This window comes from Streptomyces sp. NPDC048514 (assembly GCF_043199955.1).
Taxonomy (GTDB): domain Bacteria; phylum Actinomycetota; class Actinomycetes; order Streptomycetales; family Streptomycetaceae; genus Streptomyces.
In genome coordinates this window covers 166,995-192,587 of sequence record NZ_JBICWT010000015.1, presented here as the reverse complement: position 1 = coordinate 192,587, position 25,593 = coordinate 166,995, and the positions used below count along the sequence as shown (strand labels likewise).

The 25,593-nt window shown below is 71.6% G+C and carries 30 protein-coding genes and 1 pseudogene; 15 read left to right on the top strand and 16 right to left on the bottom strand.

The window, feature by feature from the left end:
- The first annotated feature begins 53 nt into the window (after positions 1–53).
- Both ACGFT2_RS30680 and ACGFT2_RS30675 read left to right on the top strand, forming a co-directional pair.
- Entirely contained in the window at positions 54–1,121 is a 1,068-nt protein-coding gene (locus ACGFT2_RS30680; RefSeq protein WP_393284510.1) for a nitrous oxide reductase family maturation protein NosD, read from the top strand.
- Between the two features lie 171 nt (positions 1,122–1,292).
- Entirely contained in the window at positions 1,293–2,288 is a 996-nt protein-coding gene (locus tag ACGFT2_RS30675; protein ID WP_393284649.1) for a methyltransferase, read from the top strand.
- Between the two features lie 74 nt (positions 2,289–2,362).
- On the opposite strand, the gene ACGFT2_RS30670 is transcribed toward ACGFT2_RS30675, so the two are convergent.
- Genes ACGFT2_RS30670 through ACGFT2_RS30640 form a run of 7 tightly spaced genes read right to left on the bottom strand, consistent with a single transcriptional unit; the run spans position 2,363 to position 7,538 of the window.
- Positions 2,363–2,695 carry a TcmI family type II polyketide cyclase gene (locus ACGFT2_RS30670; protein ID WP_353602140.1) on the bottom strand — a complete coding sequence of 111 codons (333 nt, stop codon included), beginning with the start codon at positions 2,693–2,695 and terminating at the stop codon, positions 2,363–2,365.
- 21 nt (positions 2,696–2,716) lie between these two features.
- Positions 2,717–3,196, bottom strand: a complete 480-nt coding sequence (locus tag ACGFT2_RS30665; RefSeq protein ID WP_393284507.1) for an SRPBCC family protein — start codon at positions 3,194–3,196, stop codon at positions 2,717–2,719.
- 1 nt (position 3,197) lies between these two features.
- Positions 3,198–3,452, bottom strand: coding sequence for an acyl carrier protein (locus ACGFT2_RS30660; protein WP_393284504.1), 255 nt, complete (start codon positions 3,450–3,452; stop codon positions 3,198–3,200).
- Positions 3,453–3,474: 22 nt separating this feature from the next.
- Positions 3,475–4,719 (bottom strand): ketosynthase chain-length factor, encoded by a 1,245-nt coding sequence (locus ACGFT2_RS30655; protein ID WP_393284502.1) that lies wholly within the window; start codon positions 4,717–4,719, stop codon positions 3,475–3,477.
- 7 nt (positions 4,720–4,726) lie between these two features.
- Positions 4,727–5,986 carry a beta-ketoacyl-[acyl-carrier-protein] synthase family protein gene (locus ACGFT2_RS30650; RefSeq protein ID WP_393284499.1) on the bottom strand — a complete coding sequence of 420 codons (1,260 nt, stop codon included), beginning with the start codon at positions 5,984–5,986 and terminating at the stop codon, positions 4,727–4,729.
- Complete coding sequence (locus ACGFT2_RS30645) at positions 5,983–6,393, bottom strand: cupin domain-containing protein (protein ID WP_393284646.1); 411 nt, start codon at positions 6,391–6,393, stop codon at positions 5,983–5,985. The genes ACGFT2_RS30650 and ACGFT2_RS30645 overlap by 4 nt, the downstream gene beginning before the upstream one ends.
- 59 nt (positions 6,394–6,452) lie before the next feature.
- Positions 6,453–7,538 carry a SchA/CurD-like domain-containing protein gene (locus tag ACGFT2_RS30640; RefSeq protein ID WP_393284496.1) on the bottom strand — a complete coding sequence of 362 codons (1,086 nt, stop codon included), beginning with the start codon at positions 7,536–7,538 and terminating at the stop codon, positions 6,453–6,455.
- A gap of 205 nt (positions 7,539–7,743) precedes the next feature.
- On the opposite strand from ACGFT2_RS30640, the gene ACGFT2_RS30635 reads away from it, so the two are divergent.
- Positions 7,744–9,390 (top strand): FAD-dependent oxidoreductase, encoded by a 1,647-nt coding sequence (locus tag ACGFT2_RS30635; protein ID WP_393284494.1) that lies wholly within the window; start codon positions 7,744–7,746, stop codon positions 9,388–9,390.
- Positions 9,391–9,480: 90 nt separating this feature from the next.
- Here ACGFT2_RS30635 and ACGFT2_RS30630 read toward each other — a convergent pair whose 3' ends face one another.
- Positions 9,481–9,948 (bottom strand): RDD family protein, encoded by a 468-nt coding sequence (locus ACGFT2_RS30630; RefSeq protein ID WP_393284492.1) that lies wholly within the window; start codon positions 9,946–9,948, stop codon positions 9,481–9,483.
- Positions 9,949–10,157: 209 nt separating this feature from the next.
- Here ACGFT2_RS30630 and glnA point away from each other — a divergent pair, with 209 nt between their 5' ends.
- Positions 10,158–11,567 carry a type I glutamate--ammonia ligase gene (gene glnA / locus ACGFT2_RS30625; RefSeq protein WP_393284490.1) on the top strand — a complete coding sequence of 470 codons (1,410 nt, stop codon included), beginning with the start codon at positions 10,158–10,160 and terminating at the stop codon, positions 11,565–11,567.
- 179 nt (positions 11,568–11,746) lie between these two features.
- Here glnA and ACGFT2_RS30620 read toward each other — a convergent pair whose 3' ends face one another.
- The 4 genes from ACGFT2_RS30620 to ACGFT2_RS30605 form a co-directional block, all read right to left on the bottom strand.
- Positions 11,747–12,325: a TlpA family protein disulfide reductase gene (locus ACGFT2_RS30620; RefSeq protein ID WP_393284487.1), complete on the bottom strand. Its 579-nt coding sequence runs from the start codon at positions 12,323–12,325 to the stop codon at positions 11,747–11,749.
- A 29-nt stretch (positions 12,326–12,354) separates the two neighbouring features.
- A complete protein-coding gene (locus ACGFT2_RS30615) occupies positions 12,355–12,819 on the bottom strand; it encodes a hypothetical protein (RefSeq protein ID WP_393284484.1) in 465 nt (154 codons plus the stop codon).
- Positions 12,820–12,912: 93 nt separating this feature from the next.
- Positions 12,913–14,118 carry a hypothetical protein gene (locus ACGFT2_RS30610; protein WP_393284481.1) on the bottom strand — a complete coding sequence of 402 codons (1,206 nt, stop codon included), beginning with the start codon at positions 14,116–14,118 and terminating at the stop codon, positions 12,913–12,915.
- A 44-nt stretch (positions 14,119–14,162) separates the two neighbouring features.
- Positions 14,163–14,666, bottom strand: coding sequence for an RICIN domain-containing protein (locus ACGFT2_RS30605; protein ID WP_393284480.1), 504 nt, complete (start codon positions 14,664–14,666; stop codon positions 14,163–14,165).
- Between the two features lie 200 nt (positions 14,667–14,866).
- On the opposite strand from ACGFT2_RS30605, the gene ACGFT2_RS30600 reads away from it, so the two are divergent.
- Both ACGFT2_RS30600 and ACGFT2_RS30595 read left to right on the top strand, forming a co-directional pair.
- Complete coding sequence (locus tag ACGFT2_RS30600; RefSeq protein ID WP_393284478.1) at positions 14,867–15,349, top strand: DUF3515 family protein; 483 nt, start codon at positions 14,867–14,869, stop codon at positions 15,347–15,349.
- Between the two features lie 227 nt (positions 15,350–15,576).
- A complete protein-coding gene (locus ACGFT2_RS30595) occupies positions 15,577–15,861 on the top strand; it encodes a LuxR C-terminal-related transcriptional regulator (protein ID WP_393284475.1) in 285 nt (94 codons plus the stop codon).
- 124 nt (positions 15,862–15,985) lie between these two features.
- Here the strand turns inward: ACGFT2_RS30595 and ACGFT2_RS30590 are convergent.
- Positions 15,986–16,153 (bottom strand): annotated as a pseudogene (locus ACGFT2_RS30590) (AraC family transcriptional regulator); the annotation flags it as partial.
- Between the two features lie 133 nt (positions 16,154–16,286).
- Between ACGFT2_RS30590 and ACGFT2_RS30585 the strand changes: the two are divergent.
- The 4 genes from ACGFT2_RS30585 to ACGFT2_RS30570 all read left to right on the top strand — a co-directional run bounded on the left by ACGFT2_RS30585 (position 16,287) and on the right by ACGFT2_RS30570 (position 19,112).
- Positions 16,287–16,877, top strand: coding sequence for an isochorismatase family protein (locus tag ACGFT2_RS30585; protein ID WP_393284473.1), 591 nt, complete (start codon positions 16,287–16,289; stop codon positions 16,875–16,877).
- Positions 16,878–17,039: 162 nt separating this feature from the next.
- Entirely contained in the window at positions 17,040–17,294 is a 255-nt protein-coding gene (locus ACGFT2_RS30580) for a hypothetical protein (protein WP_393284471.1), read from the top strand.
- Between the two features lie 110 nt (positions 17,295–17,404).
- Entirely contained in the window at positions 17,405–18,340 is a 936-nt protein-coding gene (gene htpX / locus ACGFT2_RS30575; RefSeq protein WP_393284468.1) for a zinc metalloprotease HtpX, read from the top strand.
- Between the two features lie 187 nt (positions 18,341–18,527).
- On the top strand, positions 18,528–19,112 hold the full coding sequence (locus ACGFT2_RS30570) for a hypothetical protein (RefSeq protein ID WP_393284465.1): 585 nt from the start codon (positions 18,528–18,530) through the stop codon (positions 19,110–19,112).
- Between the two features lie 40 nt (positions 19,113–19,152).
- Here ACGFT2_RS30570 and ACGFT2_RS30565 read toward each other — a convergent pair whose 3' ends face one another.
- Together ACGFT2_RS30565 and ACGFT2_RS30560 are read right to left on the bottom strand one after the other, a co-directional pair.
- Positions 19,153–19,440, bottom strand: a complete 288-nt coding sequence (locus ACGFT2_RS30565; RefSeq protein ID WP_393284462.1) for a hypothetical protein — start codon at positions 19,438–19,440, stop codon at positions 19,153–19,155.
- A 242-nt stretch (positions 19,441–19,682) separates the two neighbouring features.
- Entirely contained in the window at positions 19,683–19,997 is a 315-nt protein-coding gene (locus ACGFT2_RS30560; RefSeq protein WP_393284459.1) for a hypothetical protein, read from the bottom strand.
- A gap of 279 nt (positions 19,998–20,276) precedes the next feature.
- On the opposite strand from ACGFT2_RS30560, the gene ACGFT2_RS30555 reads away from it, so the two are divergent.
- Positions 20,277–20,645, top strand: a complete 369-nt coding sequence (locus ACGFT2_RS30555; RefSeq protein ID WP_393284456.1) for an arsenate reductase family protein — start codon at positions 20,277–20,279, stop codon at positions 20,643–20,645.
- 119 nt (positions 20,646–20,764) lie between these two features.
- Positions 20,765–21,577 carry a hypothetical protein gene (locus tag ACGFT2_RS30550; protein ID WP_393284453.1) on the top strand — a complete coding sequence of 271 codons (813 nt, stop codon included), beginning with the start codon at positions 20,765–20,767 and terminating at the stop codon, positions 21,575–21,577.
- Positions 21,578–21,580: 3 nt separating this feature from the next.
- Here ACGFT2_RS30550 and ACGFT2_RS30545 read toward each other — a convergent pair whose 3' ends face one another.
- Positions 21,581–22,492 carry an alpha/beta fold hydrolase gene (locus tag ACGFT2_RS30545; protein WP_393284452.1) on the bottom strand — a complete coding sequence of 304 codons (912 nt, stop codon included), beginning with the start codon at positions 22,490–22,492 and terminating at the stop codon, positions 21,581–21,583.
- A 66-nt stretch (positions 22,493–22,558) separates the two neighbouring features.
- Here ACGFT2_RS30545 and ACGFT2_RS30540 point away from each other — a divergent pair, with 66 nt between their 5' ends.
- The 3 genes from ACGFT2_RS30540 to ACGFT2_RS30530 all read left to right on the top strand — a co-directional run bounded on the left by ACGFT2_RS30540 (position 22,559) and on the right by ACGFT2_RS30530 (position 25,285).
- A complete protein-coding gene (locus ACGFT2_RS30540) occupies positions 22,559–23,023 on the top strand; it encodes a MarR family transcriptional regulator (protein ID WP_393284449.1) in 465 nt (154 codons plus the stop codon).
- Positions 23,024–23,219: 196 nt separating this feature from the next.
- On the top strand, positions 23,220–24,260 hold the full coding sequence (glnII, locus tag ACGFT2_RS30535; RefSeq protein WP_393284447.1) for a glutamine synthetase: 1,041 nt from the start codon (positions 23,220–23,222) through the stop codon (positions 24,258–24,260).
- A gap of 425 nt (positions 24,261–24,685) precedes the next feature.
- Entirely contained in the window at positions 24,686–25,285 is a 600-nt protein-coding gene (locus ACGFT2_RS30530; protein ID WP_393284444.1) for a winged helix-turn-helix domain-containing protein, read from the top strand.
- Positions 25,286–25,593 lie beyond the last annotated feature (308 nt).

Here is a 25,593-nt window from a genome sequence, read left to right as displayed (position 1 = left end):
GCCGAACGGAGCATCCGGCGGGTTATCGGCTCATGCGCTTCTAGCCTCGGCTCGTGACAAAACGCCATATTACGTATCTCGCCTGCACGACGGTGCTCCTCGGCGGGCTCGCCGGGACCACCCCGGCCTCGGCCGCCCACCGGCTCCATGTGGTGCGGCCGGGTGAGTCGATCCAGAAGGCGGTGGACGCCGCCCGGTCCGGCGACACGGTGCTCGTCATGGGCGGCACCTACCACGAGAGCGTCACGGTGAGGACGCCGGGACTGACCCTGCGCGGCATGGGGCGGAACACGATGATCCGGCCGGCCCAGAAGGGCGCGACGGCCTCCACCCGCTGCCTGGAGGGCGGCGACGGCATCTGTGTGGTCGGCGCGAAGGACAAGCCCCTGACGGATGTCACCGTCGCCGACCTGTCGGTCGGCGGCTTCGCCAGGACCGGTCTGTGGTCGACGGGGACCGACCGGCTGACCGTGCGGCGGGTGACCGCCGACGGCAACGGACAGTGGGGCATCGCCGAAGAGCACTCCACCCGCGGTGTGTTCCGGGAGAACACCGCCCGCCGCAACGGTGACGCGGGCCTCTTCCTCGCCAACAGCGTCACCGCCGAACAGGGCGCTGCGGACACCGGGGGCACGGTGCTCGCCCGCAACCACCTGGCGGACAACCGCATCGGCATCACCGTCCGCCGGCTGCGCGACCTGACCGTCACCCGCAACGAGGTCACCGGCAACTGCGCCGGTGTGTTCGTCGTCGGCGACGAGAACGAGCCGCGCGCCGGCGCCCTGACGATCAGCGGCAACCGCGTCGAGCGGAACAACAAGTACTGCGCGAAGACCGCCCGGCTGCCCGCTCTGCAGGGCTCGGGCATCGTGCTGACCGGTACCGAGAGGACCCTGGTCACCCGGAACACGGTCACCGGCCACTCGGGTACGTCCCCGCTGTCGGGCGGCATCGTGCTGTTCAAGAGCTTCGTGGGCGCCCGGAGCGAGCAGAACCGGATCACCGGAAACCACGTGGAGGACAACTCCCCGGCGGACCTCGTCGACCAGGAAGCCGCCAAGAGCGGCAACGCCTTCGACGGCAACGCCTGCCGGGTCTCCCGGCCCGCGGGGCTGTGCTGACCGGACGCCCCCGCACCGTCACCCACGCGGCCCCGGCGCACCCCACGCGGCCCCACCGCGCCACCCATGGCCTCACTCCACCCACGCAAGGAAGGAAGGCGGCACATGACCGCACCATCCCCCGAGCTCTCGGCTCCGAGCGAGCAGGGGGCACCCCCTCCCCCGCCGTCGATGCGGCTGCGGGAACTCGTGTTCGGGGCGGCATGTGCCGCCGCCGTCCGCGCGGCCGCCCGGCTGGCCGTCGCCGACGCCCTCGGGGACGCCCCCATGACCGTGGAGAGCCTCGCGGCCGCGGTGAGGACCGAGCCGAAGCCGCTGCGCCGGCTGCTGCGCGCGCTGTCCTGCTACGGCGTCTTCGCCGAGCGTCCCGACGGGACGTTCGCCCACACCGAGATGTCCCGGCTGCTGCGCGAGGACGACCCGAACAGCCTTAGGTACATCTCCCTGTGGTGCACCGAACCGTGGACCTGGGACGCCTGGCCGAAGCTGGACCAGGCGGTGCGCAGCGGCCGGAACGTCGTCGAGGACCTCTACGGCAAGGAGTTCTTCGCCTACCTGAACGAGGACGCCCCGGAGTCGGCCGACGTCTTCAACCGCGCCATGACGACCTCCAGCGAACAGTCGGCGCGCGACGTGGCCGCCCTGCTGGACCTGTCCGGCGCCTCCTCGGTCGCGGACCTCGGCGGCGGCCAGGGCCACGTGGTGGCGAGCCTGCTCGACAAGTACCCGGCGATGCGGGGCTTCCTGCTGGATCTGCCGCAGGTCGTGGAGAAGGCCGTGCCGCGGCTGCGGCCGGGCGGCGACCTCGCCGGCCGCGCGCAGATCGTGCCCGGTGACGTCCGGGCGTCCGTCCCGGTCAAGGCCGACGTCTACGTCATCAAGAACATCCTGGAGTGGGACGACGAGTCCACCGCCAGGCTGCTGCGTAACGTCGTCGAGGCGGGCGGCCCCGGCACCCGGGTCGTGGTCATCGAGAACCTCGTCGACGACACCCCGTCGATGCGCTTCAGCACGGCCATGGACCTGCTGCTGCTCCTGAACGTCGGCGGTGCCAAGCACACCACCGCCAGCATGGTCGGACGGCTGGAGGCCGGGGGCCTGACCGTCGGCGACATCCGGCCGGTCAACCCCTACCTGCACGCCTTCGAGTGCACGGTGCCCGCGTGAGCGGATCCCCGCCGCGAAGACACCGGTGCCGGGCCCGCGTCCGACGCGGGCCCGGCACCGGTGGCCGGACGGGATCAACCGCGGGCGTCGCGCTCCCACACGTAGAAGCGCTGGGCCATCGCGTCCTTCGGTGACCGCCAGGTCTCCGGGTCGTACGCACTGACGTACGCCGTGAGCCGCTCGCTGACCTCCTTGAACTCGGGGTGCGAGGTGACCTTGGCGATGGCCGGTCCAGGCTCCCGCTCGGACTCGATGAGGTGCATGTACACATCGCCGAACTGGAAGAGGCTGCGCCGGACGACGCCGACGAGGTGCGGCAGCTCTCCCCGGTCGGACTCCGCGAACACCTTGGCGATGTCGGGGGCGGAGCCCGGGGCCATGCGGGCGACGATCAAGGCCTGGTGCACGGTCTTCTCCTGTCGTCCGGCTCAGTCGGCCAGGGCCGGGGCGGGCCGCTGACCGGCGGCGGCCTTCTCGATCTTGTCCCGGATCAGGGCCATCTGGACCTTGGAGTTCTTGTTGATGTTGTCCGTCATCCAGTCGTCGTCGACGGGCGCGTCCGGCTTCATCGCGAAGTCCTGCGTCCAGACCATCCTGGTGCCGGCGGGCACCTCCTCGTACTGCCAGTGGATGTCCATGTGGGCGAACGGCCCGGTCTCGACCCGCCGGGCCAGGACGGTGAGGCTGTCGCGGTCCGGCTCGCGCTCGGAGACCCAGCTCCAGACCGTGCCGTTGTCGTCCGGGTGCATGGTCAGCCGGAACGTCGTCCGGTTGCCCTTCCGTTCGAGGACCTCGACCGACGCGTACTCGCTGAACAGCTGCGGCCACCGCTCCAGGTCGTTGGTCATGTCCCAGACCAGGTCCAGCGGGGCGGCGATGGTGATCTCGTTCTGAGTGTGTCCTGCCATGTCAGGCTCCTGCCATCAGGGTGGTGTTGACCAGGTTCAGGAACTGCTGGGGCGTCTTGCAGCGCTCCGCGTCCACGGGCATCGGGGTGCCGTGCGCGTTCTCCAGCTCGCCGACGATGCCGAGCAGTCCGAGCGAGTCGACACCGAGGACGTCAAAACCCGTCTCCGGCTTGTCCTGGAGCTGCTGCGGGCTGACGGTGACCCCGGCGGCCTTCTTCATCAGCGCGGCGAGTTCTTCCACGGTGATCTGGGACATGTCTGTTCCTCCTTTGCTGTACTCACTGCGCGGCGCCGTGCCGCAGCACCAGCGCCGAGTTCGACCCCATGAGTCCGCGGCTGAGGATCAGCGCCGTCCGCAGTTCGGCGACACGGGCACGGCCGGTCACGAGGTCGAGGTCATGGCAGACGTCGAAGACGTTCGGCGTCGGTGGGATCAGGCCGTGCTCCATCGCGAGCACGGCGGCTGCGGTGTCCAGCACGGGGGCCGCGCAGTAGCCGCGGCCGATTCCGGTCTTCGGTGCCGTGACCGGAACCCGGGTGCCGTGCTTGCCGAGGGCGTCGGCGAGCGCCAGCGCCTCGGCGCGGTCCGCCTCGGGCACCCCGAGGGCATCGGCGAAGACCACGTCGATCTCCTCGGGCGCGCAGTCGGCCTCCCGCAGGGCCTGCCGGATCGCCTGGGCGAGGCCCTCGCGGGACTCCGCCCAGCGGGAGGCACCGGTGAAGGTGGCGGCGTGCCCCGCGACGACGGCCCGGACGCCGACGCCGCGTTCCCGGGCGGCGCCCGCCGACTCCACCACGAGCATGGCGCCGCCCTCCCCGGGCACGAACCCGCACGCGCCGTCGGTGAACGGCCGGTACGCCCGGGACGGGTCCGTCTCCCGGCTCAGTTCCTCGTAGCCGAGCTGGCAGACCATCGAGTACGGCGCGAGCGGCGCCTCGGTGGAGCCGGCCACGATCACGTCGGTTCCGCGCCGCACGGCCCGTGCCGCGTGGGCGAGGGCGTCCAGGCCGCCGGCCTCGTCGGAGGCGACGACCGAGCAGGGCCCCTTGAAGCCCCGGCGGATGGAGACCTGGCCGGTGCTCGCGGCGTAGAACCAGGCGATGGACTGGTAGGGGCCCACGAACCGGCTGCCCTTGCCCCACAGTCGCTGCAGTTCGCGCTGGCCGAACTCGCCGCCGCCGGACCCGGCGGCGGTGACCACGCCGATGGAGTACGGCGATCCGGCGGTGCCGGCCTGCCCGAGGCCGGCGTCCTCCAGCGCGAAGTCGGCCGCGGCCATGGCGTAGTGCGTGAACCGGTCGGTCTGGACGAGGAAACGCTCCTCGATCGTCGCCGCCGGGTCGAAGGCGCGGACCTGACCGGCCACCTTGAGGGGAAGGTGCTCACAGCCCTCGCGGGTGACCCGGTCGAGGACGCTGAGGCCCTCCTGGGTGGACTTCCAGAAGGTGTCGGTGCTGGTGCCGTTGGGCGCGACCACCCCGATGCCGGTGACGGCCGCACGCCGGTCCTGTGGTTCGCTCATCGTGTCCTCACTCCCTCGGCCGGGTCAGGATCACCGCGGACTGGAAACCGCCGAAACCGCTGCCCACGGACAGCACGCTGCTCAGCTCCCGTTCGCGGGCGACACGCGGGACGTAGTCCAGGTCGCACTCGGGGTCGGGGATCTCGTAGTTCGCGGTCGGTGGTACGACCTGCTTGGCCAGGGCCAGCACACAGGCGACCAGTTCGATGGCGCCGATCGCCCCGAGCGAGTGCCCCACCATGGACTTGATGGAGCTCATCGGGGTGTCGTAGGCGTGGTGGCCGAGCGCCCGCTTCACGGCCGCCGTCTCGTGGCGGTCGTTCTGCCGGGTGCCGGAGCCGTGGGCGTTGACGTAGTCGATCGCCGTCGGGTCGAGCCGGGCCTGGTCGAGGGCGGTCGATATGGCTCGTGCCATCTCCAGGCCCTCCTTGGTCAGACCGGTCATGTGGTAGGCGTTGCCGAAGGTGGAGTAGCCGCCGAACTCGCAGTACACGTGGGCACCGCGGGCCCGGGCGTGCTCCAGTTCCTCCAGCACGAGGACCGCGCCGCCCTCGCCCATGACGAAGCCGTCACGGTTGTTGTCGAAGGGCCGGGAGGCGTGCGCGGGATCGTCGTTGTTCGGGGACGTGGCCTTGATCGCGTCGAAGCAGGCCATGGTGATCGGGGAGATCGGGGAGTCCGACGCCCCCGCGATGCATATGTCCGCCCGGCCTTCCTGGACGGTGTGGAAGGCGTATCCGACGGCGTCCAGACCGGAGGTGCAGCCGGTGGAGACGGTCTGCACCGGCCCCTGGGCGCCGAAGCGTTCCGCCACCGCGGAGGCCACGGTGCTGGGCGAGAACGCCCGGTGCAGCTGTGGCTCCGCTTCGGCGTGGTCGACGTCCCAGCGCTCGCCGCGGTGGCTGACCAGGACGTAGTCGTGCTCCAGCCGGGTGGTGCCGCCGACGGCGGTGCCGAGGGACACCCCGACCCGCCAGGGGTCCTCCCGGCCGAGGTCGAGCCCGGAGTCCCGCACCGCCTCCGCGCCGGCGACCAGGGCGAACTGTATGTAGCGGTCCGCCCGTTCGACCTGTTCGGCGTCCAGGCCGTGCGCGGCGGGGTCGAAGTCGCATTCGGCGGCGATCCGGGACCTCAGCCCGGCCGGGTCGAAGAACGTGATGCCCCGCGTCGCGGTACGGCCTTCGGCGAGCAGATTCCAGAACGCCGGTACGCCGATCCCGCCCGGAGCCACGATGCCTATGCCTGTGACCGCCACGCGCCGGGTCATGACCGGACCTGACCCCGGCCGGCCACCTCGGCGACGGCGGCGGGCACCGTCTCCTCCGTGTCGACGTGGCCCAGGTTCGGGCGCGGGGCCAGCGGGCCCAGGTGGAAGACCATCCGCGCCTCCACGTTCCCCACGTTGCGGAAGCGGTGCCGCATGTTGATGGGGATCATCAGGCCCTGCTCGGGCTGGAGCGGGTGCGGTTCGCCGTCCAGGTCCACCTCGAGCTGCCCGCAGACGACGTACACGAACTCCTCGGAGTACGGGTGGTAGTGCTCCCCGATGCGGTCGCCCGGCTGCACGATGGCCAGGCCCATGAATCCGCTGGTGGCACCCACCGTGGCCGGGGTGAGCATGGCGCGCAGGTCACCGCCGCGCCGGGTGTTGGGCTCGACCTCGCTGAGGTCCACGATCTTCGGAAGGGGTTTGATCACGACGTTCCTCCGTGGGTGTGCTGCGTCTGACGGGTTCAGGCGTCCGGCGAGCGGCGGTCGGTGAGGAGCTGCATCCGGACGGGGTCGCCGCCCAGCAGGGCCTTCAGTGGGGCGGCGGGGCCCGCCTTCGGCAGGGCGGCGTCGGGACCCGAGCCGGGGACCAGGTCGATCAGCCGTACGACGACGTCGTCCCGCTGGAAGATCGTGCTGCGCACGACCGGGTCGGCGGGGTCGTCCACCGCCCGCTCGTCCTGGTGGGCGAGCAGTTCGGCCAGCTGCATCCCGCTGCCCGGCCGGGCCGGGTAGGACAGCATGTGCCGCTCGCCCTCGGGGGCGCCGTCCGCGGTGGCGTGCTGCACCGCCGGCAGCGCCGCCCGGGTGAAGAACACCCGCGCGGACTCCTGGTCGTCCAGGTCCCGGTCCTGCTCCAGGTAGGGGTTGATGGCCTCCTCGACCGCCCGCACCTCGGGCTGGCTCGCCACGTGGCGCAGCGCCGCGAGCAGGTCGCCGCGCACCTCGACGGCCCGGACCACCCGGTTGCCGTGCATGAACAGGGAGGTGCGGCACAGCCGGGTGGCCTCGTCGACCTGCGCCTGGGGCGAGTCGTAGTTCGCCAGGATCTCGGCGACCTTCTTCTCGCTGCCCGGCTTCACGGTGAAGGTGAGTGCGTGCCGGATGACACCGTCGCCGATCCGCGGGGCGGTCTGCAGCCGGCGCTGCGCGTCCGCCGCGTCCAGGTGCTGGGTCCGGGTCTCGCGGACGATGTGGAAGCGCAGCGACCTGGTGTCCCGGATGCAGCTGTGCATCGGCTGCACCATCCGCACGTGCTCCTCGCTGTTCACCCAGGCGAGGAACGGCGGAGCGCTCTCCCACTCACTGGTGATGAGCCATTGGGAGGGATTCTCGATCGACTGGCAGAGCTGGTCGCTGACGTGCCCGGGGACGGACGAGACCTGCTTGCCCATTTCCTCGTAGGCCTCCAGGAACTGCTGCTGGGCGCCGTCGTACACGTCCACCAGCAGGATGACCCGGAGGCGGGAGCCGTCGAACACGGACTGGGAGACCCGTTTCGACGCCTGCAGCGTCGACTTCTGCGAAACCTTTTCCGTCGTGGTGGTCATGCTGGGCACATCTCCTTCACAGGGGGCAGAGGCGGACGCCGGCCGCCGTTGACGCGACGTCAGCGCTTTTTGATCCTGTGCCGGTCCCCCGATGCGCGCGACTCGCGTGAACCACGTGGGTGATTGAGCACGCGGAACCCCTCCCAGAGGGCATGGAAACTCGGACAGCCCCAGCACCCCCCATCCCCGCCTCAGGAGTCCTCGGATGCAGCAGAAAGCCGATCACCGGGTCCCCGTCCTCGTCGTGGGCGGATCTCTGGTGGGCCTGTCCCTGTCCCTGTTCCTGGGCCGTCTCGGTGTACGGCACATGCTCGTCGAGCGGCATTCCGGGACCTCGGTCCACCCGCGTGGGCGAGGCAACAACGTGCGGACGATGGAGCTGTTCCGGGTGGCCGGTGTCGAGCCGGACATCAAGGCGGCGGCCTCGCTGCTGGCGGACAATCACGGCATCCTGCAGACCCCGAGCCTGGCCGGGGACGCCGGCGAGTGGCTGTTCAGGGAGATCGACCCCGGCGGCGGCCTGGCGCGTTTCAGCCCGACCGGGTGGTGTCTGTGCAGCCAGAACGACCTGGAACCGGTGCTGGTGAAGGGGGCCCGGGCGCTCGGCGGCGACCTCAGGTACTTCCATGAGCTGGAGTCCTTCGAGCAGGACCACGAAGGAGTGACGGGATTCGTCCGGGACCGTGACAGCGACCGGCTCTACACGGTCCGCGCGGACTACCTGGTCGCGGCCGACGGCCCGCGCAGCCCCGTCCGCGGCCGGCTCGGCATCGGGCACGGCGGACCCGGTGACCTGTTCGCCAACGTGAGCGTCACCTTCCGGTCCAAGCTCCTCGCGGACGCCGTCGGCGAGCGGCGTTTCATCTGCTGCTACCTCACCGCCCCCGGGGCCGACGGCGCGCTGCTGCCGGTCGACAACGAGGAGAACTGGGTCTTCCACGCCCCCTGGCACCCGGAGACCGGCGAGACGCTGGCGGAGTTCACCGAGGAGCGGCTCCAGCGGCACATCCGCCACGCCGTCGGCGTCCCCGATCTCGACGTCGAGATCACCGGAAAGGCGTCCTGGCGTGCCGCCGAACGCGTCGCCGAGCGGTACGCGTCCGACCGGGTGTTCCTGGCCGGTGACTCCGCCCACGAGATGTCACCGACGGGCGCGTTCGGCTCCAACACCGGCATCCAGGACGCCCACAACCTGGCGTGGAAGCTGGCCGCGGTCCTCGGCGGCTGGGCCGGGCCGGGGCTGCTGGAGACCTACGACGCCGAGCGCCGTCCGGTCGCCGTGGCCACCAGTGCCCGCGCCTCGGCCCGCTCCGTGGAGCACAGCCACCCCGGTTTCGCCCCGGCCCCGGGTGTCGGCGGCGGCAAACGTGGCGGCATCCTCGACGTCGTCCTCGCCTACCGCTATCCGCAGGGCGCCGTCGTGGGCGCCGACCCGTCCCAGCCGGTGGCACCCGAAGGGCTGCGGCTGACCGGGGAGCCGGGCAGCCGGGCCCCGCACATGTGGCTGCGCCGCGCGGGCGAACGGCTCTCCACGATCGATCTCTACGAGCGTTCGATGGTGCTGCTCAGCGACGCGGGGTCGAGCGCGGGGGCTGCCTGGCACTCCGCCGCCCGGCGTATCGCCGACACGGACGGCGTACGGCTGGACACGTACCGGATCGGTACCGGGACGGACGCGGAGCTGGTCTGCGACGCGGAGGGCGCGGACTGGGCGGCGGTCCACGGGACGACGGCCGACGGGGCGGTGCTGGTGCGGCCGGACGGGTTCGTCGCCTGGCGCGCGGCCGGCGCGGCGGCGGATCCGGAGGCCGAGCTGCGGGAGGTCCTGGCCACGGTCCTGCGGAGACGCTGAGATCCCGGCCACGGCCCGGCGCCTTCGGGCCTCTTCCCTTCGCGCCTCTTCCCTTCGGCCCTCTTCTCTTCGGGCCCTTTTCCGAGGTCCTCAGATCCGTACTTCGACCGTCTTGGCGAGCCGGTCGTGCAGCCCGCGGCCGTCCCGGTCCCAGACCAGGGCCGGGATCGCGAGGCAGAGCAGGACCGTGCGCAGCAGGGCGCGCAGCGGGCTGACCGTGCCCGTCTCCAGGGCCACGACCCGGACGCCGAAGAGCCGCTTGCCCGGGGTGAAGCCGATCGTGCCGACGGTCAGGGCGCTCATGACGAAGAAGACGCCGAGCGCCCAGTTGCTCGTGGCGGGGTCGTATCCCTGCGTGATCAGGCCGTATGCGATCAGGACGCACAGCGCCCAGTCCACGGCCAGCGCGCCGAGCCGCCGGCCGGGCCGGGCGATCGAGTTCGGCCCCTCCTCCGGCAGACCCAGCTCCTCGCCCCGGTACCCGAAGTCGGCGCCGGCGTCCTCCATGGCCGCGCGCGGCCCGGAGAGCCACGATCCGATTGCCCGCCTGTTATCCACCCGACCACGGTACTGTGCCCGGTTCCGGGCAGTACACCGAGGGGTGGGTCCGGGCTACGGTGGACACGTGGCCGGTTAACTTCTGCGAAACAAACGGGTCACGCCCGAGAAATCACCCGTCCCTAGGGTCGAGACCAGCGTGTGCCACCGCACTGGCGCACGAACGATCTACCACCCCGGCGCCGACGGTCGGGAGTAGGAGGAGCTGGATGTTCCAGAACGCCGACGAGGCCAAGAAGTACATCGCGGACGAGGAGGTCAAGTTCGTCGACGTCCGCTTCTGCGACCTGCCGGGCGTCATGCAGCACTTCACGGTGCCCGTCGAGGCGTTCGACCCGGACGAGGAGCTTGCCTTCGACGGATCGTCGATCCGCGGTTTCCAGGCGATCCACGAGTCCGACATGGCTCTGCGTGCCGACCTGTCCACGTCCCGTGTCGACCCGTTCCGCCGGGACAAGACGCTCAACATCAACTTCTTCATCCACGACCCGATCACGGGCGAGCAGTACTCCCGTGACCCGCGCAACGTGGCGAAGAAGGCGGAGGCCTACCTCGCCTCGACCGGTATCGCGGACACCGCGTACTTCGGTCCCGAGGCCGAGTTCTACGTCTTCGACTCCGTGCGCTTCGCGACCGGCGCGAACGAGTCCTTCTACCACATCGACTCCGAGGCGGGCGCCTGGAACACCGGCGCCCTGGAGAACAACCGTGGGTACAAGGTCCGCTACAAGGGCGGCTACTTCCCGGTGCCGCCGGTCGACCACTTCGCCGACCTGCGTGCCGAGATCTCCCTGGAGCTGGACAAGCAGGGCCTGAAGGTCGAGCGCCAGCACCACGAGGTGGGCACCGCCGGCCAGGCGGAGATCAACTACAAGTTCAACACCCTGCTGGCCGCCGCCGACGACCTGCAGCTCTTCAAGTACATCGTGAAGAACGTCGCCTGGCGCAACGGCAAGACCGCGACCTTCATGCCGAAGCCGATCTTCGGTGACAACGGCTCGGGCATGCACGTGCACCAGTCGCTGTGGACCAACGGCGACCCGCTGTTCTACGACGAGGCCGGCTACGCGGGCCTGTCGGACACCGCTCGCTACTACATCGGCGGCATCCTCAAGCACGCCCCGGCGCTGCTGGCCTTCACCAACCCGACCGTGAACTCGTACCACCGTCTGGTGCCGGGCTTCGAGGCGCCGATCAACCTGGTGTACTCGCAGCGCAACCGCTCCGCGGCCATGCGTATCCCGATCACCGGGTCCAACCCGAAGGCCAAGCGCGTCGAGTTCCGCGCCCCGGACTCCTCCGGCAACCCCTACCTGGCCTTCTCCGCCCTGCTCCTGGCGGGTCTGGACGGCATCAAGAACAAGATCGAGCCGGCCGAGCCGATCGACAAGGACCTCTACGAGCTGGCTCCCGAGGAGCACGCGAACGTGGCCCAGGTCCCGACCTCGCTGAACGCCGTCCTGGACGCGCTCGAGGCCGACCACGAGTTCCTCCTCCAGGGTGACGTCTTCACGTCCGACCTGATCGAGACCTGGGTCGACTTCAAGCGCACCAACGAGATCGCCCCCCTGCAGCTCCGCCCGCACCCGCACGAGTTCGAGCTGTACTTCGACGTGTGATATCGCCCCAGGTCAGAGCGGGTAACCGCTCTCCTGGGCCGCCTGTGGGCCGTCGGCCGTGTCCTTCCCGCGTGGAAGGGCACGGCCGACGGCCCGTTTCGGGCCCCGGCACCCCGGGGTTCCGGAGCCGTCGGCCCCTCGGCGGTCTCCCGCTTCGGTGGGGAGCCGCCGGGGGGCCGTCAGCGCGCTGGGGGCGAGGGGGTCGGCGACGGGGAGCCGGGGAGCAGGTCCGTGACGACCTTGGTCATCTCGGTCTCGGTCACCGGGCCCATCCGGGACGCCGCGATCTTCCCCTGGGGGTCCACGACGACGGTGAAGGGCAGGGACTGCGGGTTGACCAGGCCGCGCGGAAGCCGCAGGGTCTGGCGTCCGGCGGGGTCGTGCAGGGACGGGTAACCGAGGTGGTGATCCGTCTGGAACGCGCGGCCGTCGCCCTTGTCGTCATCGTGGTTGAGGCCGAGCACGCGCACTCCGCGGCCCGCCCACTTCCGCTGGAACTCCCTCAGCTCCGGCGCCTCGGCGCGGCACGGGCCGCACCAGGACGCCCACACGTTGACGAGCACCACCTTGCCCCGGTAGTCGGAGAGGCGGACGGTGCGGCCGTCCAGGGTGGTGCCGGCCAGGTCGGGCGCCGCGGGGCGCCTGCCCTCGCGGTAGCTGTGGGTGAGCGGGTCGCCCGGGCTGGTGTCGCCGATGGGGGTCGCCGGAGTGCCACAGCTCGCGAGCAGCGCGCAGGCCGCGAGGATCCCCGCTGCCATCGCGTGGCGGCGCGGTTGTGCCGTCGGTGTCATCGCGTGGCCGCCCGCACGGCGGTGGGCCTGGTGGCCGCGCGGGTGAGGACGGTGTCCAGGTGCCTGCCGCGCCAGGCGCTCAGTACCCATGCGGTGGGCAGCTGGAGCGTGAACATCGCGAGGACGGCCGACACGAACGCGGTGTCGGCCGGGGCCTCGTCTCCGGCCGACCAGGCGGACAGGCCCGCGCAGACCAGGAGAACGACCAGGTAGGCGGATCCGTCGATCAGCGGCACCCGCCACCTGGGCAGCGGGTCCGTCAGGCGGCGGGCGAGGGTGAGGCTGATCGTCGCCGCGGCCGCGAAGACGCCGTTCCACGGGTTCTTCGCCCAGGTGGTGACCCAGCCGCCGAGATCGCCGGATGCGGCCTGCCAGGCGAGGTCGACCGCGGCCGCGGTCAGCAGGGACAGCACCGTGACGGTGAGTGCGTAGGAGACGGCTGCGCGCCAGGTGACGGTCATGTCACGCTCCCCCTTGTCGGTAGCGGGCCACCGGACGGCGGCCCGCCGTGACGATCATTGTCCTCCCGGCCCGCCGGGGGCCGGGAGCCGGGGTCAGTAGCCGCCGCTGTTGCCGATCGTGCCCCGCTCGCAGGCGGGCTGGGACAGGCACATCAGGCTGCTCATCCGCGACTGGTGCACGGTCTTGGTGGTGTGCCTGCCGCCGCTGGTGTAGCCGTACAGGTACATCTCGTGGTCCGGCGCCTTCCGGTACTTGCCGGAGACGTAGAAGTCGCCGTTGCGGGCCAGGCGCGCGTCGTAGAAGACGCCGATCCCGGCGCGGCGGATCCCACCGGAGGGGCAGAACGGGTCGGTGGCCTCGATCTGTCCGTGGACGGCGCGGGTCTTGCCGTCGAAGCGGGTCTTGGTGCGGAAGTCGATGCCCTTGGTGGAGGCCTTGCGCCGGTCCACCTCCACGCCGTGCTTGTTGTAGACCCGTGTGACACCGGTCTGGGGGAACAGGTCGTACGACGACTTCGTCCAGTAGACGACGCCGCGCAGGCCGGCCCGGAACGACGGCCCGGTGACCTTGCTGGAGAAGCCGTGGTCGTCGCCGCGGTACTTGAAGCCCTTGGTGTACTTGCAGCCGGATACGCCGCGCAGCGCCGTGGGGATGGTGGCCCACTTCTGCCGGATGAACGACCGCCACACGACGGCGGTCTTCGTGTACCTGCGCGCCCGCGCCTCCACCCGCTGCGCCGTCCTGGCGAGGGTGGCGGTGTCGTCGCCGCTCGGGACGGTCGCGGTCAGCCCCCAGGTGTGGCCGAGCCCGGAGGCCTCGCCGGTGATCCGGTAGTCGACCTCGCCGCCCGCGCGCACGGCGGTGTCGCGCAGGCTGTGCCCGGTGGTGTCGGCGATCTTCACGCCGTCGCGGTACACGGTGTACCGGCCGGAGCCGAGGTCGGGCCAGGACAGGTCGACGAAGTGCGAGGAGGCCGCCCAGGCGGCGCGTTCGTCCTTCGCGGGAGAGCCGGCGAGGGTGATGTCGGCGATGACCTTCTGCCCGCCGGCGGCGAGCACCTGGGTGTCGGTGGCCTCGCCCAGATAGGTGGCGACCTGCTTGACCGCGGCTCCGTGGCCGGTCAGGGACGGCTTGTTCGAGGCGAAACGCCCGCTGCCGGAGTCGAGGACGAACACGGCCTTGCCCGGCGGCGGCGAGCCGGCTTCACCGGCGTGGGCGGGGGTGAGCGAGGACGCCAGGAGAACGGCGGGGACCGCCGCCGCCGCGAGCGCGCGCGGCACGGAACGCTGCCAGTGCATCAGAACTTCCTTACGAGAGCCGGGACTTGACGGATGAACGGGTGTCAGGACAGGCCCCACTCCTGACGGACCCGGCCGGCGCTGCCGTCGAGGTCCGTCTTCTCCAGGTACGGCTTGGAGCCGGCTCGCGTCGACTTCGAGGCGATCGCCTTGTTCTTCGAGACGCTGATGAGGTGGGAAGAGGCCAGCCGCCACTGGTGGTTCTTGGAGGACGGCTTGCAGGTGGTCTGGACGAGGTGGTTGTGGGAGCCCACGGCCAGGCACTTGCCCGACTTGTCGTTCTTGACGGTGAAGACCGACCCGTGCAGCCGCTTCAGCGTCCAGCGCTGCGTCTTGTCGCTCCGGGAGCACCTGCCCACGACGAGGGCCGCGTTGTTCCGCTTGCTGCCGCCCATCGACAGGCAGGTGTGGGGCGCCCACACGCGCTCCAGCCGGGTGTGCGCGTAGGGGTCCCGGGCCTGCGGGGCGGCGCCCGCGGGGGCCGCGGTGGCGGTCACGGTGCCGGCTGCCACGGCGGCGAGCACGAACGAGGCTGCTGACTTGCGCATCTCATCTCCTGGTCGGATCGTCTGCTTCGACGGCCGAACGTAGGCGCGAACTAGCGCCTCTGACCAGGTCTGTTGGGGAGGTGTACGAAGGGGCATCGCCCGAAGGGGCAGGGTGCCGGGGCCGGTTCGAGCCCGGCCGCGGGGGTGGCCTAACGTGCTCGTGTATCCGCCCGCCCGCATCGGAAAGAAGACCCGCACCCGTGCCTTCCACTCGCCGGATCCGGCTCGTACTCGCCGCAGGGGTGTGCGTTCTCGCCTCGGCGGCCGCCGTCACCGTTCACGCCCTGAACGACCGCGACCCCGGGGTGCCCGCCGCCAAGGGCGCCGGGGCCACGCAGTGCCGGCGCATCGCCGAGTCCGCTCCCGGCTCCATGGGCGGTTTCCCGCGCTGGGACAGCGACGCCCGTGGGGTTGCCGTGTGGGGAGACCGGGACATCGTCCTGCGATGCGGGGTGACGGAGCCCGGACCGTCCAACGACCCCTGTTTCGCGGTCGACGGGGTGGACTGGGTGATCGATGTGCGGCAGTCCACGGGTACGCGCAAGGTCATCGTCACCTATGGCCGGTCCCCCGCCACGCAGGTCGTGTTCGACAGCGGGGGCAAGACCGATGCCGCTCTGGTCGATCTGTCCCGGCTGGTGGCGCCGATCCGGCAGAAGTCGCACTGTCTGGAGTCCTCCTGAGCCTTCGGCGCCACCGTGCCGGTCAAGGCCCCGTCCCCCGGCAGGGCTTGGCGCCCCGTTATGGATGTGCTCATGTCGGTCGCCCCCGATAGGTTGGGAATCGACCGCAGCTGCACCTGGGCCACGGGGGTCTGCTGGGAAAGCCGGGGTCAGGAAGGACCACCATGACCGCACCGTCCGATGCGGCGAATCGGCTCTGCTCGCACCGGCGCACGGGACACGATCCCGTGACGGGAGTATGGAGACTGGAGAGCCTGACGGGACGCGAGAGAGAAGTGCTGCTGCTGCTGGGAACAGGCCTGGGCAACCGTGAACTGGCCCGGGAGCTGGGCATCGCGGAGCGCACGGTGAAGGCGCACATCGCGAACATCGTGGACAAGACCGGGCAGCAGACCCGGACCCAGGCCGCGATCATCTCTGCTCTGGCGCACGAGGCGCTGTGCTCCGACACGCACTGCACACGGCACCTGGCGAACGCGCCGGGACACCGACGCCGGGCATCGGTCGCCTGACGGCCGCTCCCCCGCCCCGACCGTCCGTGCCCGCCCCGACCAGGCGGGCGCGGAATCGCCCGGGGCACCCCGCCGGGAGACACCGCCCGGGGCCTCCCACCGGGAGACACCCAGGGTGTGGATGCCGCGCCGCGGCCTGCTCGAAGGTGAGGTCGGACAGTACGCGCACCCGGGCCGAGGTGGTGACGGGGTCCAGGGTCTCGGCGGCCAGGACGACGTGACAGCCGGTGGCGTCGCCGGTACCGCGGCGCAGCAGGGCCAACACCCAGGGCGGGCCGGTGACGTCGAGCAGGTCGACACCTGAAGGGCAGCACGCCGATGAACCGGTGGACGTCGCTCGCCTGGGCCTCGGTCCCGCCGGATGTCCGGATCTGCAAGTTACACGACATTGCCGCCATGCGGTGGCCGCTCATAGCGTTGCAGCCATGGCTACGACAACTCTGCGTGAACTCAACGGCTTTGATCAGACCCCCGCCTCGCTCGCGGACTCGACGCTGATCCTGATCGACTACCAGAACACCTACACCCAGGGCGTCATGGAGCTGACCGGCTGGGAGCCGGCGCTCGACGCCGGCGCCGAACTGCTCGCACGGGCCCGTGCCGCGGGCACGACGGTCATCCACGTCGTGAACGACGGTGGCGAGGGCACGCCGTACGACATCCGCGCGGAGATCGGCGGGATCCACCCGAAGGTCGCGCCCGTCGAGGGCGAGGCCGTGGTCGTCAAGCAGGTCCCGAACGCGTTCCTCGACACCGACCTGGCCGACCGGGTGGACGCCGCCGGGCACAAGGACGTGATCATCGCCGGTTTCATGACCCACATGTGCGTCGCCTTCACGGCCCAGGGCGCCTTCCTGCGGGGCAACCGGCCCACCGTGGTGGCCGACGCCAGCGCCACCCGGCCACTGCGGACGGCCGTCGCCGAGGTCTCCGCGGAGCAGGTCCACCACAGCGCGCTCGCGACGATCGAGGACCTGTACGGCATCGTCGTACCGTCCGCCGCCGCACTCGGCTAGGACCGGCCGTCACGACCGGCCGGCCGATGGACCGGGCCTGCCGGTCCTCCCGGATCCGCCGTGCAACCTTTCCCGCTTCCCGGTCCTCCTATTGCCGGGGGGGATCATCTTGTCGGAGGGATCGTCTCCTTGACTCTGCCGGACGAGAGAGGTTGAACGGGGATGGCGGAACAGAACGACTGGAAGCACGATTTCGATCACGCCTGGGCGAACTCGGCCGAGCACAAGGAGCCCTCCGCCCGGGCCCGGATGCTCGCCGCCCGCTGGCGGGAGAACCCGCCGGATCCGGCTCCGTTCCGCGCGGACCCGGGCCCGGCGACACCGCGCCGGTCGCCGTGGGCGTCGACGGCCGTGGTGATCGGCTGCGTGGCCGCGGTCATGATCCTGATCGGCTGCCTGCAGATGCGCTCCGCCTGACGCCGCACGGGAGGCTTTGCCGCCCGTAGGACGGATCGCGACCTCCTCATGGCCGTCGGCAGGTGCACACTGGACACCGGGACGAGTGCCTGACTGCGGGGTGATGCAAGATGCAGAGCCGCTTCCGGAGCGATCGGCGGCTGACCGTGCGCATGGGTCTGACGCTGTTCCTGCTCGGACTGCTGTACGTCGGGTTCGTCGCCGCCTTGATCGTGCTGCTGAAGTCCTGGCTGCTGGTCGTCGTCCTGATCGGGGCGATGTTCGTGGCGCAGTTCTGGTTCTCCGACCGGATCGCCATGTTCGCGATGCGCGGGCGGGTGGTGGAGCGGGAGGAGTATCCGGAGCTGCACGCGGTGGTCGACCGGCTGTGTGCGATCGCGGACATGCCCAAGCCGGTGGTCGCCGTATCCGAGATGGACATGCCGAACGCGTTCGCCACCGGGCGCAATCCCGATCACGCCGTGGTCTGTGTGACCACGGGGCTGCTGCGCCGGCTGGAGCCGGCCGAGCTGGAGGGCGTGCTCGCGCACGAGCTGTCGCACGTGGCGCACAAGGACGTCGCCGTGATCACGATCGCGTCGTTCCTCGGTGTGGTCGCCGGGCTGATCGTGCGGTTCGCCTTCTACTCGCAGCTGCTCGGTGGGGGCCGTAGGGACCAGAACACCGCGGCCGTCCTCGCCGTCGTCATCGGTGTCTCGGCGGCCGTGTACGCGATCAGCTTCCTGCTGATCCGGGCGCTGTCCCGGTACCGGGAGCTGGCGGCCGACCGGGCCGCCGCGCACCTGACCGGGCGGCCCTCGGCACTGGCGTCGGCGCTCACCAAGGTCTCCGGGGACATCGCCCGGATCCCGACCAAGGATCTGCGCACGGCCCAGGCGTTCAACGCGTTCTACTTCACCCCGGCGACCGGCAAGGAGCCCGGCGTCGAGCGGTTCTTCTCCACCCACCCGCCCCTGCGGCAGCGGCTGGACCAGCTGGGCCGGATCTCGGCGGAGCTGGGCGAAGCCGCCGTTCCCGGGACGGCACCCCGCGAGCCGGCGGACTGAGACCGGCCGGGGGGAGGGACGGCGGGCCGAGGGCCGGGGAACAGGGCGCACCGGGCCTCGGGACAGGGGGCGGCCCCGGGCACGGGACGGAACGACGTCGGCGGCCCGAGGGGTGCGGAGTCGCATCGGCGGACGCAGAGCCGCCGCGGACGGGGCAGGGCACTGCGTGCGGAAGGCGGGCTGAGCGTTGGGGCTGCTGGACATTCTGCTGGGGCGTACGAAACCGGTCGCGCCCGATCTCGATCGGCTCTTCGCGCTGCCCTCGGCGGCCGTCACCCTGCAGGCGGCGGCCGGTTTCACGCCGACCGGGGACGGTGCGGTGTGCTTCGCCACGGTGGAGGGCGCGGCCTTCCGGCAGACCCACCAGGAGGTACAGGCGCTGCTCGACGCGGACACCGACCGCACCGGGCCGCCGGTGGAACTGCGCCAGGACGACTACGGCTACTCGTGGCTGGTCTCCCGGCGGTCCCCGGACCAGCTGCCGCAACTGGTCAACGACCTGCACGCGGTGAACAGCTCGCTGGAGGCCAACGGCTTCGGCCCGCAGCTGCTGTGCTCGCTGGCCGGGTTCACGGACGAAGCCGGCCGGCGGCTGGCGCTCGTCTACCTCTACAAGCGCGGCACCTTCTACCCGTTCGCTCCGCTGCCGGGTGGCTCCGGGCGGCGGGACAACGCGCTGGAGCTGCGGGTGAAGGCGGCGCTCGGGGACGACCTGCGGATCGAGCAGGACCTGAGCCGCTGGTTCCCGGTATGGGGCGCCCCCGGCCTGTGACCGGGGCGCCCGCCCCGCTCTTGGCCGAGGGCGCCCCGGCTCACCCGTTCCTGCCCTGACGCCGGGCCTCGAAGGGGCGCTCGCGCCGGTAGCGGCGCTCCCACTTCGCCTGCCGGTCCCGGCGGTCGCGGTAGGCGCGGTAGCTGTCGGGGGCGGCACCCGTGCCGGCGGTCGGAGCCGGCGCGCGGGGCGACGAAGGCGTGCCAGGCGAACCGCGTCCGTGCGTCGCGTACAGATAGAGCAGGGCGACGGCGGCGAGCCACCACAGGCGGTTCCCGAGTCCGAGGATCACCAGGACGATGGTCCCGGCAGCGACGGTGCCACGCATTTCGGACCTCCGTAGGGTGATCGGGGCAGGGCCGGCACGGACGCCCGGGCGCATGCCAAGGGCGGGGTGTGCAGGCGGGGTGTGTCGGCTTCGCGCCGTTTGTTCAGCGTACGGAGGCCGTTCCCAACCCCGCATCCCGTTTTCGGGCGCGGATCCCTGCTGCGGTGCCCCGCGGAACCCGGTGCGTCCGGGTGCCGGGGGTGCCGGGTGCCCTCGACCGAACAGGGCGCCCGGCACCGGGCTCACCGGCTGTAGCGCATGAACGCCCGCACCATGTGGCACGTGGTGTCGGAGGGCGGACGCATGCCGATCTCCTCCGCCGCGCCGCGGATGGTTTCGTTCCGGGCCTGGTCCGGCAGATACACCCCGGAGTCGAGCAGGGCTATGGCGAGGCGCATGGCCTTCAGGCGCCGGTTGTGCGTGACGTACCACTCGCGCGGACGGCCGGCCGGCAGCGGCAGCTTCGCCACGGGCTCGTACGGCGAGTCGAACAGCACGGGACGCTTGACGGTGGACTGGGTCGGCGACGGCTTCGTCTTCAGGGCGGCAGCGGGCACGGGCATCCTCCTGTCGCGGTCAGGACACCACCGGGCGAGTCCGGCGGCATCCTCGAACACTGCTTCCAGTCTACTGCCCCCCACTGACATCCAGGCAGTTCACAGGCAGCGATAAAAGGCCTGGTGAGCGCGGGAATTGACGTCATGTCACACCAGGTTCGGGAGATGCGCGAGAGACACCGATCAATCGAACAGCGGCTGGACGCGCACCACGCGCCGCGCCCTCTCCCGCGGGGCCGTCGCACACGCCGGCGGAGGTGCCCGCGTACCGTGTCCCGCATGGAAATCTGGATCAATCCGGCCTGCTCCAAGTGCCGCAGCGCGATCAGCATGCTCGATGCCGAGGGGGCCGAGTACACCGTCCGCCGGTACCTGGAGGACGTGCCGAGCGAGGACGAGATCAGGGCCGTGCTCGATCGGCTGGGTCTCGAGCCCTGGGACATCACCCGCACACAGGAGCCCGCGGCCAAGGAGCTGGGGCTCGCGGAGTGGCCGCGGGACGACAGCGGGCGGGACCGGTGGATCAGCGCGCTCGCCGGGCACCCGAGGCTCATCCAGCGCCCGATCATCACCGCCGACGACGGAACGGCCCTGGTGGGCCGCACCGAGGAGGCCGTACAGGAGGCCCTCGCCCGCAACAAGGGCTGAGAAGCGTTCAACTCCTCTGTGACCGAGGTTACTTCGGCGAGTTCGGCGGCGGCTGAGCAACCGTGTTCGATATCTCGTACCTAGCGACGTACGTTCCCCTACCTCTTCAGGAGGCGCGCATGTCGCGCAGGCGAACTCTCGGCACGAAGAAGAAGATCGCGCTGCTCGTCAGCGCCGCGGCGGTGGCGGGCGGCGGGGCCTTCGCGCTGGCCACCACCTCGAACGCCGCGCAGAGCCCGCAGCACGCGAAGACACTGTCCGCCGGTGATTCCACCACCTGTCAGGGGCTGGCCACGGCCCTCGGCAACAACGAGCAGTTCATCGCGGGCCAGAAGGCGAATCCGGACGCCCAGTCGGCCGCCCGCATCGCGAACCGCGAGGCGGTCATCGCCCAGATCAAGGTCCAGCAGAAGGCCGCGGGCTGCACCGTCGGGGAGTCGGCTCAGGACTCCCAGGGGGCGCAGGGCGCGGACCAGCAGGGCGACATGGGCCAGGGCGGCGCGGACCAGCAGGGCGACATGGGCCAGGGCGGCGCGGACCAGCAGGCCGGCGCAGACCAGAGCGGCGCGGACCAGCAGGCCGGCGCAGACCAGAGCGGCGCGGACCAGCAGGCCGGAGGCGCACAGCAGGGCGGTGAGCAGGCCGGCGCCGGGAACGGTGACGGCGGCGGGGCCGCGGCCTCCGGTCAGCAGGTGTGCAAGGGCTCCACGGTGACGCTCTCCGGCGAGGGCGGCGCCCCCGCCGCCTCCAGCGGCCAGTTCCCGGCGGGTACGACCCTGAAGGTCACCAACCTGGACAACGACAAGTCCACGACGGTGAAGGTGACGTCGACCTCCGGCAGTTGCGTCCTGCTCAACAACGCCGCCTTCGAGCAGGTCCGGGAGCCCGGCAAGTTCCTCATCCGGCGTGCCGTGATCGAGAAGGTGGGGTGAGGCTCAGGCACCGGACAGGAAAGCGGTGAGACGCCGGGCCAGGCCGTCCGGCGCCGCCTGCGGCAGCGCGTGGTGCGAGACGTCGGGCAGGACGGCGGTCTCCACGCGCGGCAGCAGCGCGGCGGCGCGGGCCGCCACCCGCCCGGGGTCATGGGTCCTGCTGTTCGCGGCCACGAGCAGCAGGACCGGCACCTCCAGGGCGCGCAGCGCGGCCGGATCCGGCCGGGGGCCGGTCACCGGTCTCCCGGCCGGGAAGCCCGCGGCCGCCTCCTGGAGGCTCAGCCAGTCGGGGTCCAGGGGCGCGCCCCCGGTCTCCCAGGCGAGGAACGCGCGGACCCTGCGGGGCGTGGGACGCAGCAGCATCGGCAGGGCGTGCAGCAGGTACGCCGCCTTGAACCCGGCGAAGCATCCGGTCGGGTCCAGGAGGAACAGGCGGCGCACCCGGGCCGGCGCGCGCAGGGCGTGGTGCAGCGCGATCCAGCCGCCGTAGGAATGCCCGGCCAGGTCGGCGGAGGTGACGCCGAGACCGTCCAGTACGGCGTCCACCCAGCAGGACAGGTCGGCGACCGTCCGGGGACGACGGTCGCCGGCCGATGCGCTCGGGCCGGGACCCGCGGGCGATGCGCTCAGGCCACGGTCGTCCGCCGGTGCGCTCAGGCCGGGAGCGCCGATCAGATCGGCGGCGTACACCCGGCGGATCCGGGCCAGGGCGGCGACCTGGGCGTACCAGGAGGCGGAGGTGGCTCCGCCGCCGCCCGGCAGCAGGAGCAGCGGGGGCGCGTCGCTCGGGCCGCAGACGTTGACACGCGTCCGGCCGAAGGGGGTGGGCACCGTGCGGGCCTCCCGGTCGCCGGGCCACTTCGCCATGACTTTGTCGTACGCAACCCGGAACGCGGCGCGGTCGCACCCGGCCATGGAATCCCCCTATTATCTCGTTGAGCGAGATGTTTGCCGAGCGAGATAATAGCCCGGAGGGCCTTCATGTCCACCCCGTCCGAACCCGATCCGGCGCCCGAGCTGGAGATCGTCCACCTGCTGCGGGCCACCACCGTCGAACTCGGTCTGCACAGTGCCCGGTTCGCGCAGCGGCACGGCATGCACCCGACGGACGTGCGCGCCCTGATCGCACTCATGGACGCCCGGCGGGCGGGTGAGGAGCTGAGCGCCGGACGGCTCGGGGCCGTGCTGGGGCTCAATTCGGCGGGTACGACCGCGCTCGTCGACCGGCTGGAACGGGAAGGGCTGGTCCGCCGGGTGCGCGGCGCCCGTGACCGGCGCAGGGTCGTCGTGGAGGTGGAGGAGCGTGCCGTCCAGCTCGGCTGGGCGTCCTTCGGGCCGCTGATCGAACGCTCCGTGGAGCTGTTGCGCGGTTACGACGAGCACCAGCGGTCCGCGATCCGGGACTTCCTGCGGGGGGTCCGGGAGGCCGCGGCCGGCGGGGAATGAACGGCCATATCCCCCTCGCCCCCGCCCCACAAGGTGAGCCGTGCCACATGATGGCCAGGTAACACGGGGTTCACATACGGGCAATGGACGGGAAACGGCCTGTTGACAGGCTGCCCGGCAGATCGAGCGGCGCCCCGGTGCCGCAGCGCCGCGGCATCCGCGAGTGCGCCCGACCCACCCCGAAGGATGTGGCCCCGTGGCCTTCAAGGCTGAGTACATCTGGATCGACGGCACCGCGCCGACGGCCAAGCTCCGTTCCAAGACGAAGATCATCACGGGTGCCCCGGCAGGTCTCGACACGCTGCCGGTCTGGGGCTTCGACGGCTCCTCCACCAACCAGGCCGAGGGCCACTCCTCGGACTGCGTGCTCAGGCCGGTCTTCAGCTGCCCGGACCCGATCCGCGGCGGCGACGACATCCTGGTGCTGTGCGAGGTCCTGGACACGGACATGACCCCGCACCCGTCCAACACGCGCGCCGCGCTGGCCGAGGTCGCCGAGCGGTTCGCCGCGCAGGAGCCGATCTTCGGCATCGAGCAGGAGTACACCTTCTTCGACGGCACCCGCCCGCTCGGTTTCCCCGAGAACGGCTTCCCGGCGCCGCAGGGCGGTTACTACTGCGGTGTCGGCGCCGACGAGATCTTCGGCCGCGAGATCGTCGAGGCCCACCTGGACAACTGCCTGAAGGCGGGTCTCGGCATCTCGGGCATCAACGCCGAGGTCATGCCGGGCCAGTGGGAGTTCCAGGTCGGCCCGCTCGCCCCGCTGGAGGTCTCCGACCAGCTGTGGGTGGCCCGTTGGCTGCTGTACCGCACGGCCGAGGACTTCGGCGTCTCGGCGACCCTCGACCCCAAGCCGGTCAAGGGCGACTGGAACGGCGCGGGCGCGCACACCAACTTCTCCACCAAGGCCATGCGTGAGGGATCCGAGGGCTATGCCGCGATCATCACCGCGTGCGAGTCGCTCGGCGAGGGTTCCAAGCCGCTCGACCACGTCAAGAACTACGGTGCCGGCATCGACGAGCGCCTGACGGGTCTGCACGAGACGGCCCCGTGGGACGAGTACACGTACGGCGTCTCCGACCGCGGTGCCTCCGTCCGCATCCCGTGGCAGGTCGAGAAGGACGGCAAGGGCTACCTCGAGGACCGCCGCCCGAACGCCAACGTCGACCCGTACGTCGTCACCCGTCTGCTGGTGGACACCTGCTGTGCCGCGCTGGAGAAGGCCGGCCAGGCCTGATCCCCGCTCCGCGAGGGGCGTCCGCCACCGGGCGGGCGCCCCTCGCGCATGCCCGCTCCCCGGGCGTCCGGCGGAGGTACGACCGCCGCACCGACCGCCGCAACGCCGACTTCACGCCGATGAAGCGTCCAGGAAGTGAGAGGAGGGTCCTGTCCGGGACCCATCTCTGCTTGAATAGGGCCATGGCCAGCTTCCAGAAGCACATCGCGACGGGTCGTCACGACCTCGAGCCCTTCTGGCCTTCCCGCCAGCATCACGACTTCGACCGGGTGTGTTGCCGCGCGATGAACGCGCGGGCCCTCTAAAGCCGTACACCCCGGCCTTCGGCCAGCGCGAAACGAAGTACGTCCCCGGCGCCGCCGCGACCACGCATCACGGCCGCCGTGTCCCTCGACGAACTCCTCGCGCGAAAGAGCTGATCTCCCATGGCGACCACTCGTTCCCTCTCCACCGCCGCCCTGACCGTTCCCGCCCCCACCGCCCACGGCACCCGGAACCGGCTGCGCGCCGTCGACCGGGACGAGGTGGCCGACGTCGCGGGCTTCCTGCCGCCGGGCGCCACCTGGCTGCCCGCGCCGCAGCACTCCCTGCCCAGCCTGCCCGGTCACCCGCCGATGGTCGGCTACCTGGTGCTGGTCCCGGCCGACCAGCGGCCGCCGTTCCCGCCGGTCGCGGTGCCGGACCCGGCGGAGGTCGCGCCGGCCGCGCCGACCGGACCGGCGGCGGCCACCGAACCGCTGGTGCGGATCGACCCCGTGCGGCGCACCGCCGGCGTCGACGGCCACGATCTCGACCTCACCTACCTGGAGTTCGAGCTGCTCGCGCACCTGGTGGCCCACCCGCACCGGGTGCACACCCGCGACCAGCTCGTCACCACCGTGTGGGGCTACGGCCACGTCGGCGACGGCCGCACGGTCGACGTGCACGTCGCCCGGCTGCGCCGCAAGCTGGGCCCCGGCCACCGCCAGGCGATCCAGACGGTGCGCCGGGTCGGCTACAAGTACATCCCCCCGACCGGCCGCTGACCCATCCGCTCCGCCCTCGGCAGAGTCCGTGCCGCCGCGCGCCCGGACCGGGCACGATCGGCGGCATGAGACTTCTGGTGCTGGGCGGTACGGAGTTCGTCGGGCGGGCCGTGGTGGAGGCCGCGCGGGACCGCGGCTGGCAGGTGACCGTCTTCCACCGCGGGCGGCACCGGCCGCCCGCCGGCGTGCGGTCGCGGGGGGGCGGCCGCCCCCCCCCCCCCCCCCCCCCCCGCCCCCCCGCCGCGGCCCCGGGCGGGGGGGGCCGGCGGGGGCCAGCGGCGGGGGGGGGGGGCGGCGCGGGCGGCGCG

What these genes read in the sequence shown, in the direction of transcription:
- ACGFT2_RS30620 (WP_393284487.1), bottom strand. Translation starts at nt 12,325, where the DNA reads ATGGCAGCGGGGATCCTCGCGGCCTGCGCGCTGCTCGCGAGCTGTGGC.
- ACGFT2_RS30565 (WP_393284462.1), bottom strand. Translation starts at nt 19,440, where the DNA reads ATGCGTGGCACCGTCGCTGCCGGGACCATCGTCCTGGTGATCCTCGGA.
- ACGFT2_RS30555 (WP_393284456.1), top strand. Translation starts at nt 20,277, where the DNA reads ATGGAAATCTGGATCAATCCGGCCTGCTCCAAGTGCCGCAGCGCGATC.
- ACGFT2_RS30615 (WP_393284484.1), bottom strand. Translation starts at nt 12,819, where the DNA reads ATGACCGTCACCTGGCGCGCAGCCGTCTCCTACGCACTCACCGTCACG.
- ACGFT2_RS30610 (WP_393284481.1), bottom strand. Translation starts at nt 14,118, where the DNA reads ATGCACTGGCAGCGTTCCGTGCCGCGCGCGCTCGCGGCGGCGGCGGTC.
- ACGFT2_RS30655 (WP_393284502.1), bottom strand. Translation starts at nt 4,719, where the DNA reads ATGAGCGAACCACAGGACCGGCGTGCGGCCGTCACCGGCATCGGGGTG.
- ACGFT2_RS30665 (WP_393284507.1), bottom strand. Translation starts at nt 3,196, where the DNA reads ATGGCAGGACACACTCAGAACGAGATCACCATCGCCGCCCCGCTGGAC.
- ACGFT2_RS30545 (WP_393284452.1), bottom strand. Translation starts at nt 22,492, where the DNA reads ATGGCCGGGTGCGACCGCGCCGCGTTCCGGGTTGCGTACGACAAAGTC.
- ACGFT2_RS30660 (WP_393284504.1), bottom strand. Translation starts at nt 3,452, where the DNA reads ATGTCCCAGATCACCGTGGAAGAACTCGCCGCGCTGATGAAGAAGGCC.
- ACGFT2_RS30580 (WP_393284471.1), top strand. Translation starts at nt 17,040, where the DNA reads ATGGCGGAACAGAACGACTGGAAGCACGATTTCGATCACGCCTGGGCG.
- ACGFT2_RS30605 (WP_393284480.1), bottom strand. Translation starts at nt 14,666, where the DNA reads ATGCGCAAGTCAGCAGCCTCGTTCGTGCTCGCCGCCGTGGCAGCCGGC.
- ACGFT2_RS30585 (WP_393284473.1), top strand. Translation starts at nt 16,287, where the DNA reads ATGGCTACGACAACTCTGCGTGAACTCAACGGCTTTGATCAGACCCCC.
- ACGFT2_RS30635 (WP_393284494.1), top strand. Translation starts at nt 7,744, where the DNA reads ATGCAGCAGAAAGCCGATCACCGGGTCCCCGTCCTCGTCGTGGGCGGA.
- ACGFT2_RS30550 (WP_393284453.1), top strand. Translation starts at nt 20,765, where the DNA reads ATGTCGCGCAGGCGAACTCTCGGCACGAAGAAGAAGATCGCGCTGCTC.
- ACGFT2_RS30650 (WP_393284499.1), bottom strand. Translation starts at nt 5,986, where the DNA reads ATGACCCGGCGCGTGGCGGTCACAGGCATAGGCATCGTGGCTCCGGGC.
- htpX (WP_393284468.1), top strand. Translation starts at nt 17,405, where the DNA reads ATGCAGAGCCGCTTCCGGAGCGATCGGCGGCTGACCGTGCGCATGGGT.
- ACGFT2_RS30530 (WP_393284444.1), top strand. Translation starts at nt 24,686, where the DNA reads ATGGCGACCACTCGTTCCCTCTCCACCGCCGCCCTGACCGTTCCCGCC.
- ACGFT2_RS30540 (WP_393284449.1), top strand. Translation starts at nt 22,559, where the DNA reads ATGTCCACCCCGTCCGAACCCGATCCGGCGCCCGAGCTGGAGATCGTC.
- ACGFT2_RS30640 (WP_393284496.1), bottom strand. Translation starts at nt 7,538, where the DNA reads ATGACCACCACGACGGAAAAGGTTTCGCAGAAGTCGACGCTGCAGGCG.
- glnA (WP_393284490.1), top strand. Translation starts at nt 10,158, where the DNA reads ATGTTCCAGAACGCCGACGAGGCCAAGAAGTACATCGCGGACGAGGAG.
- ACGFT2_RS30675 (WP_393284649.1), top strand. Translation starts at nt 1,293, where the DNA reads ATGCGGCTGCGGGAACTCGTGTTCGGGGCGGCATGTGCCGCCGCCGTC.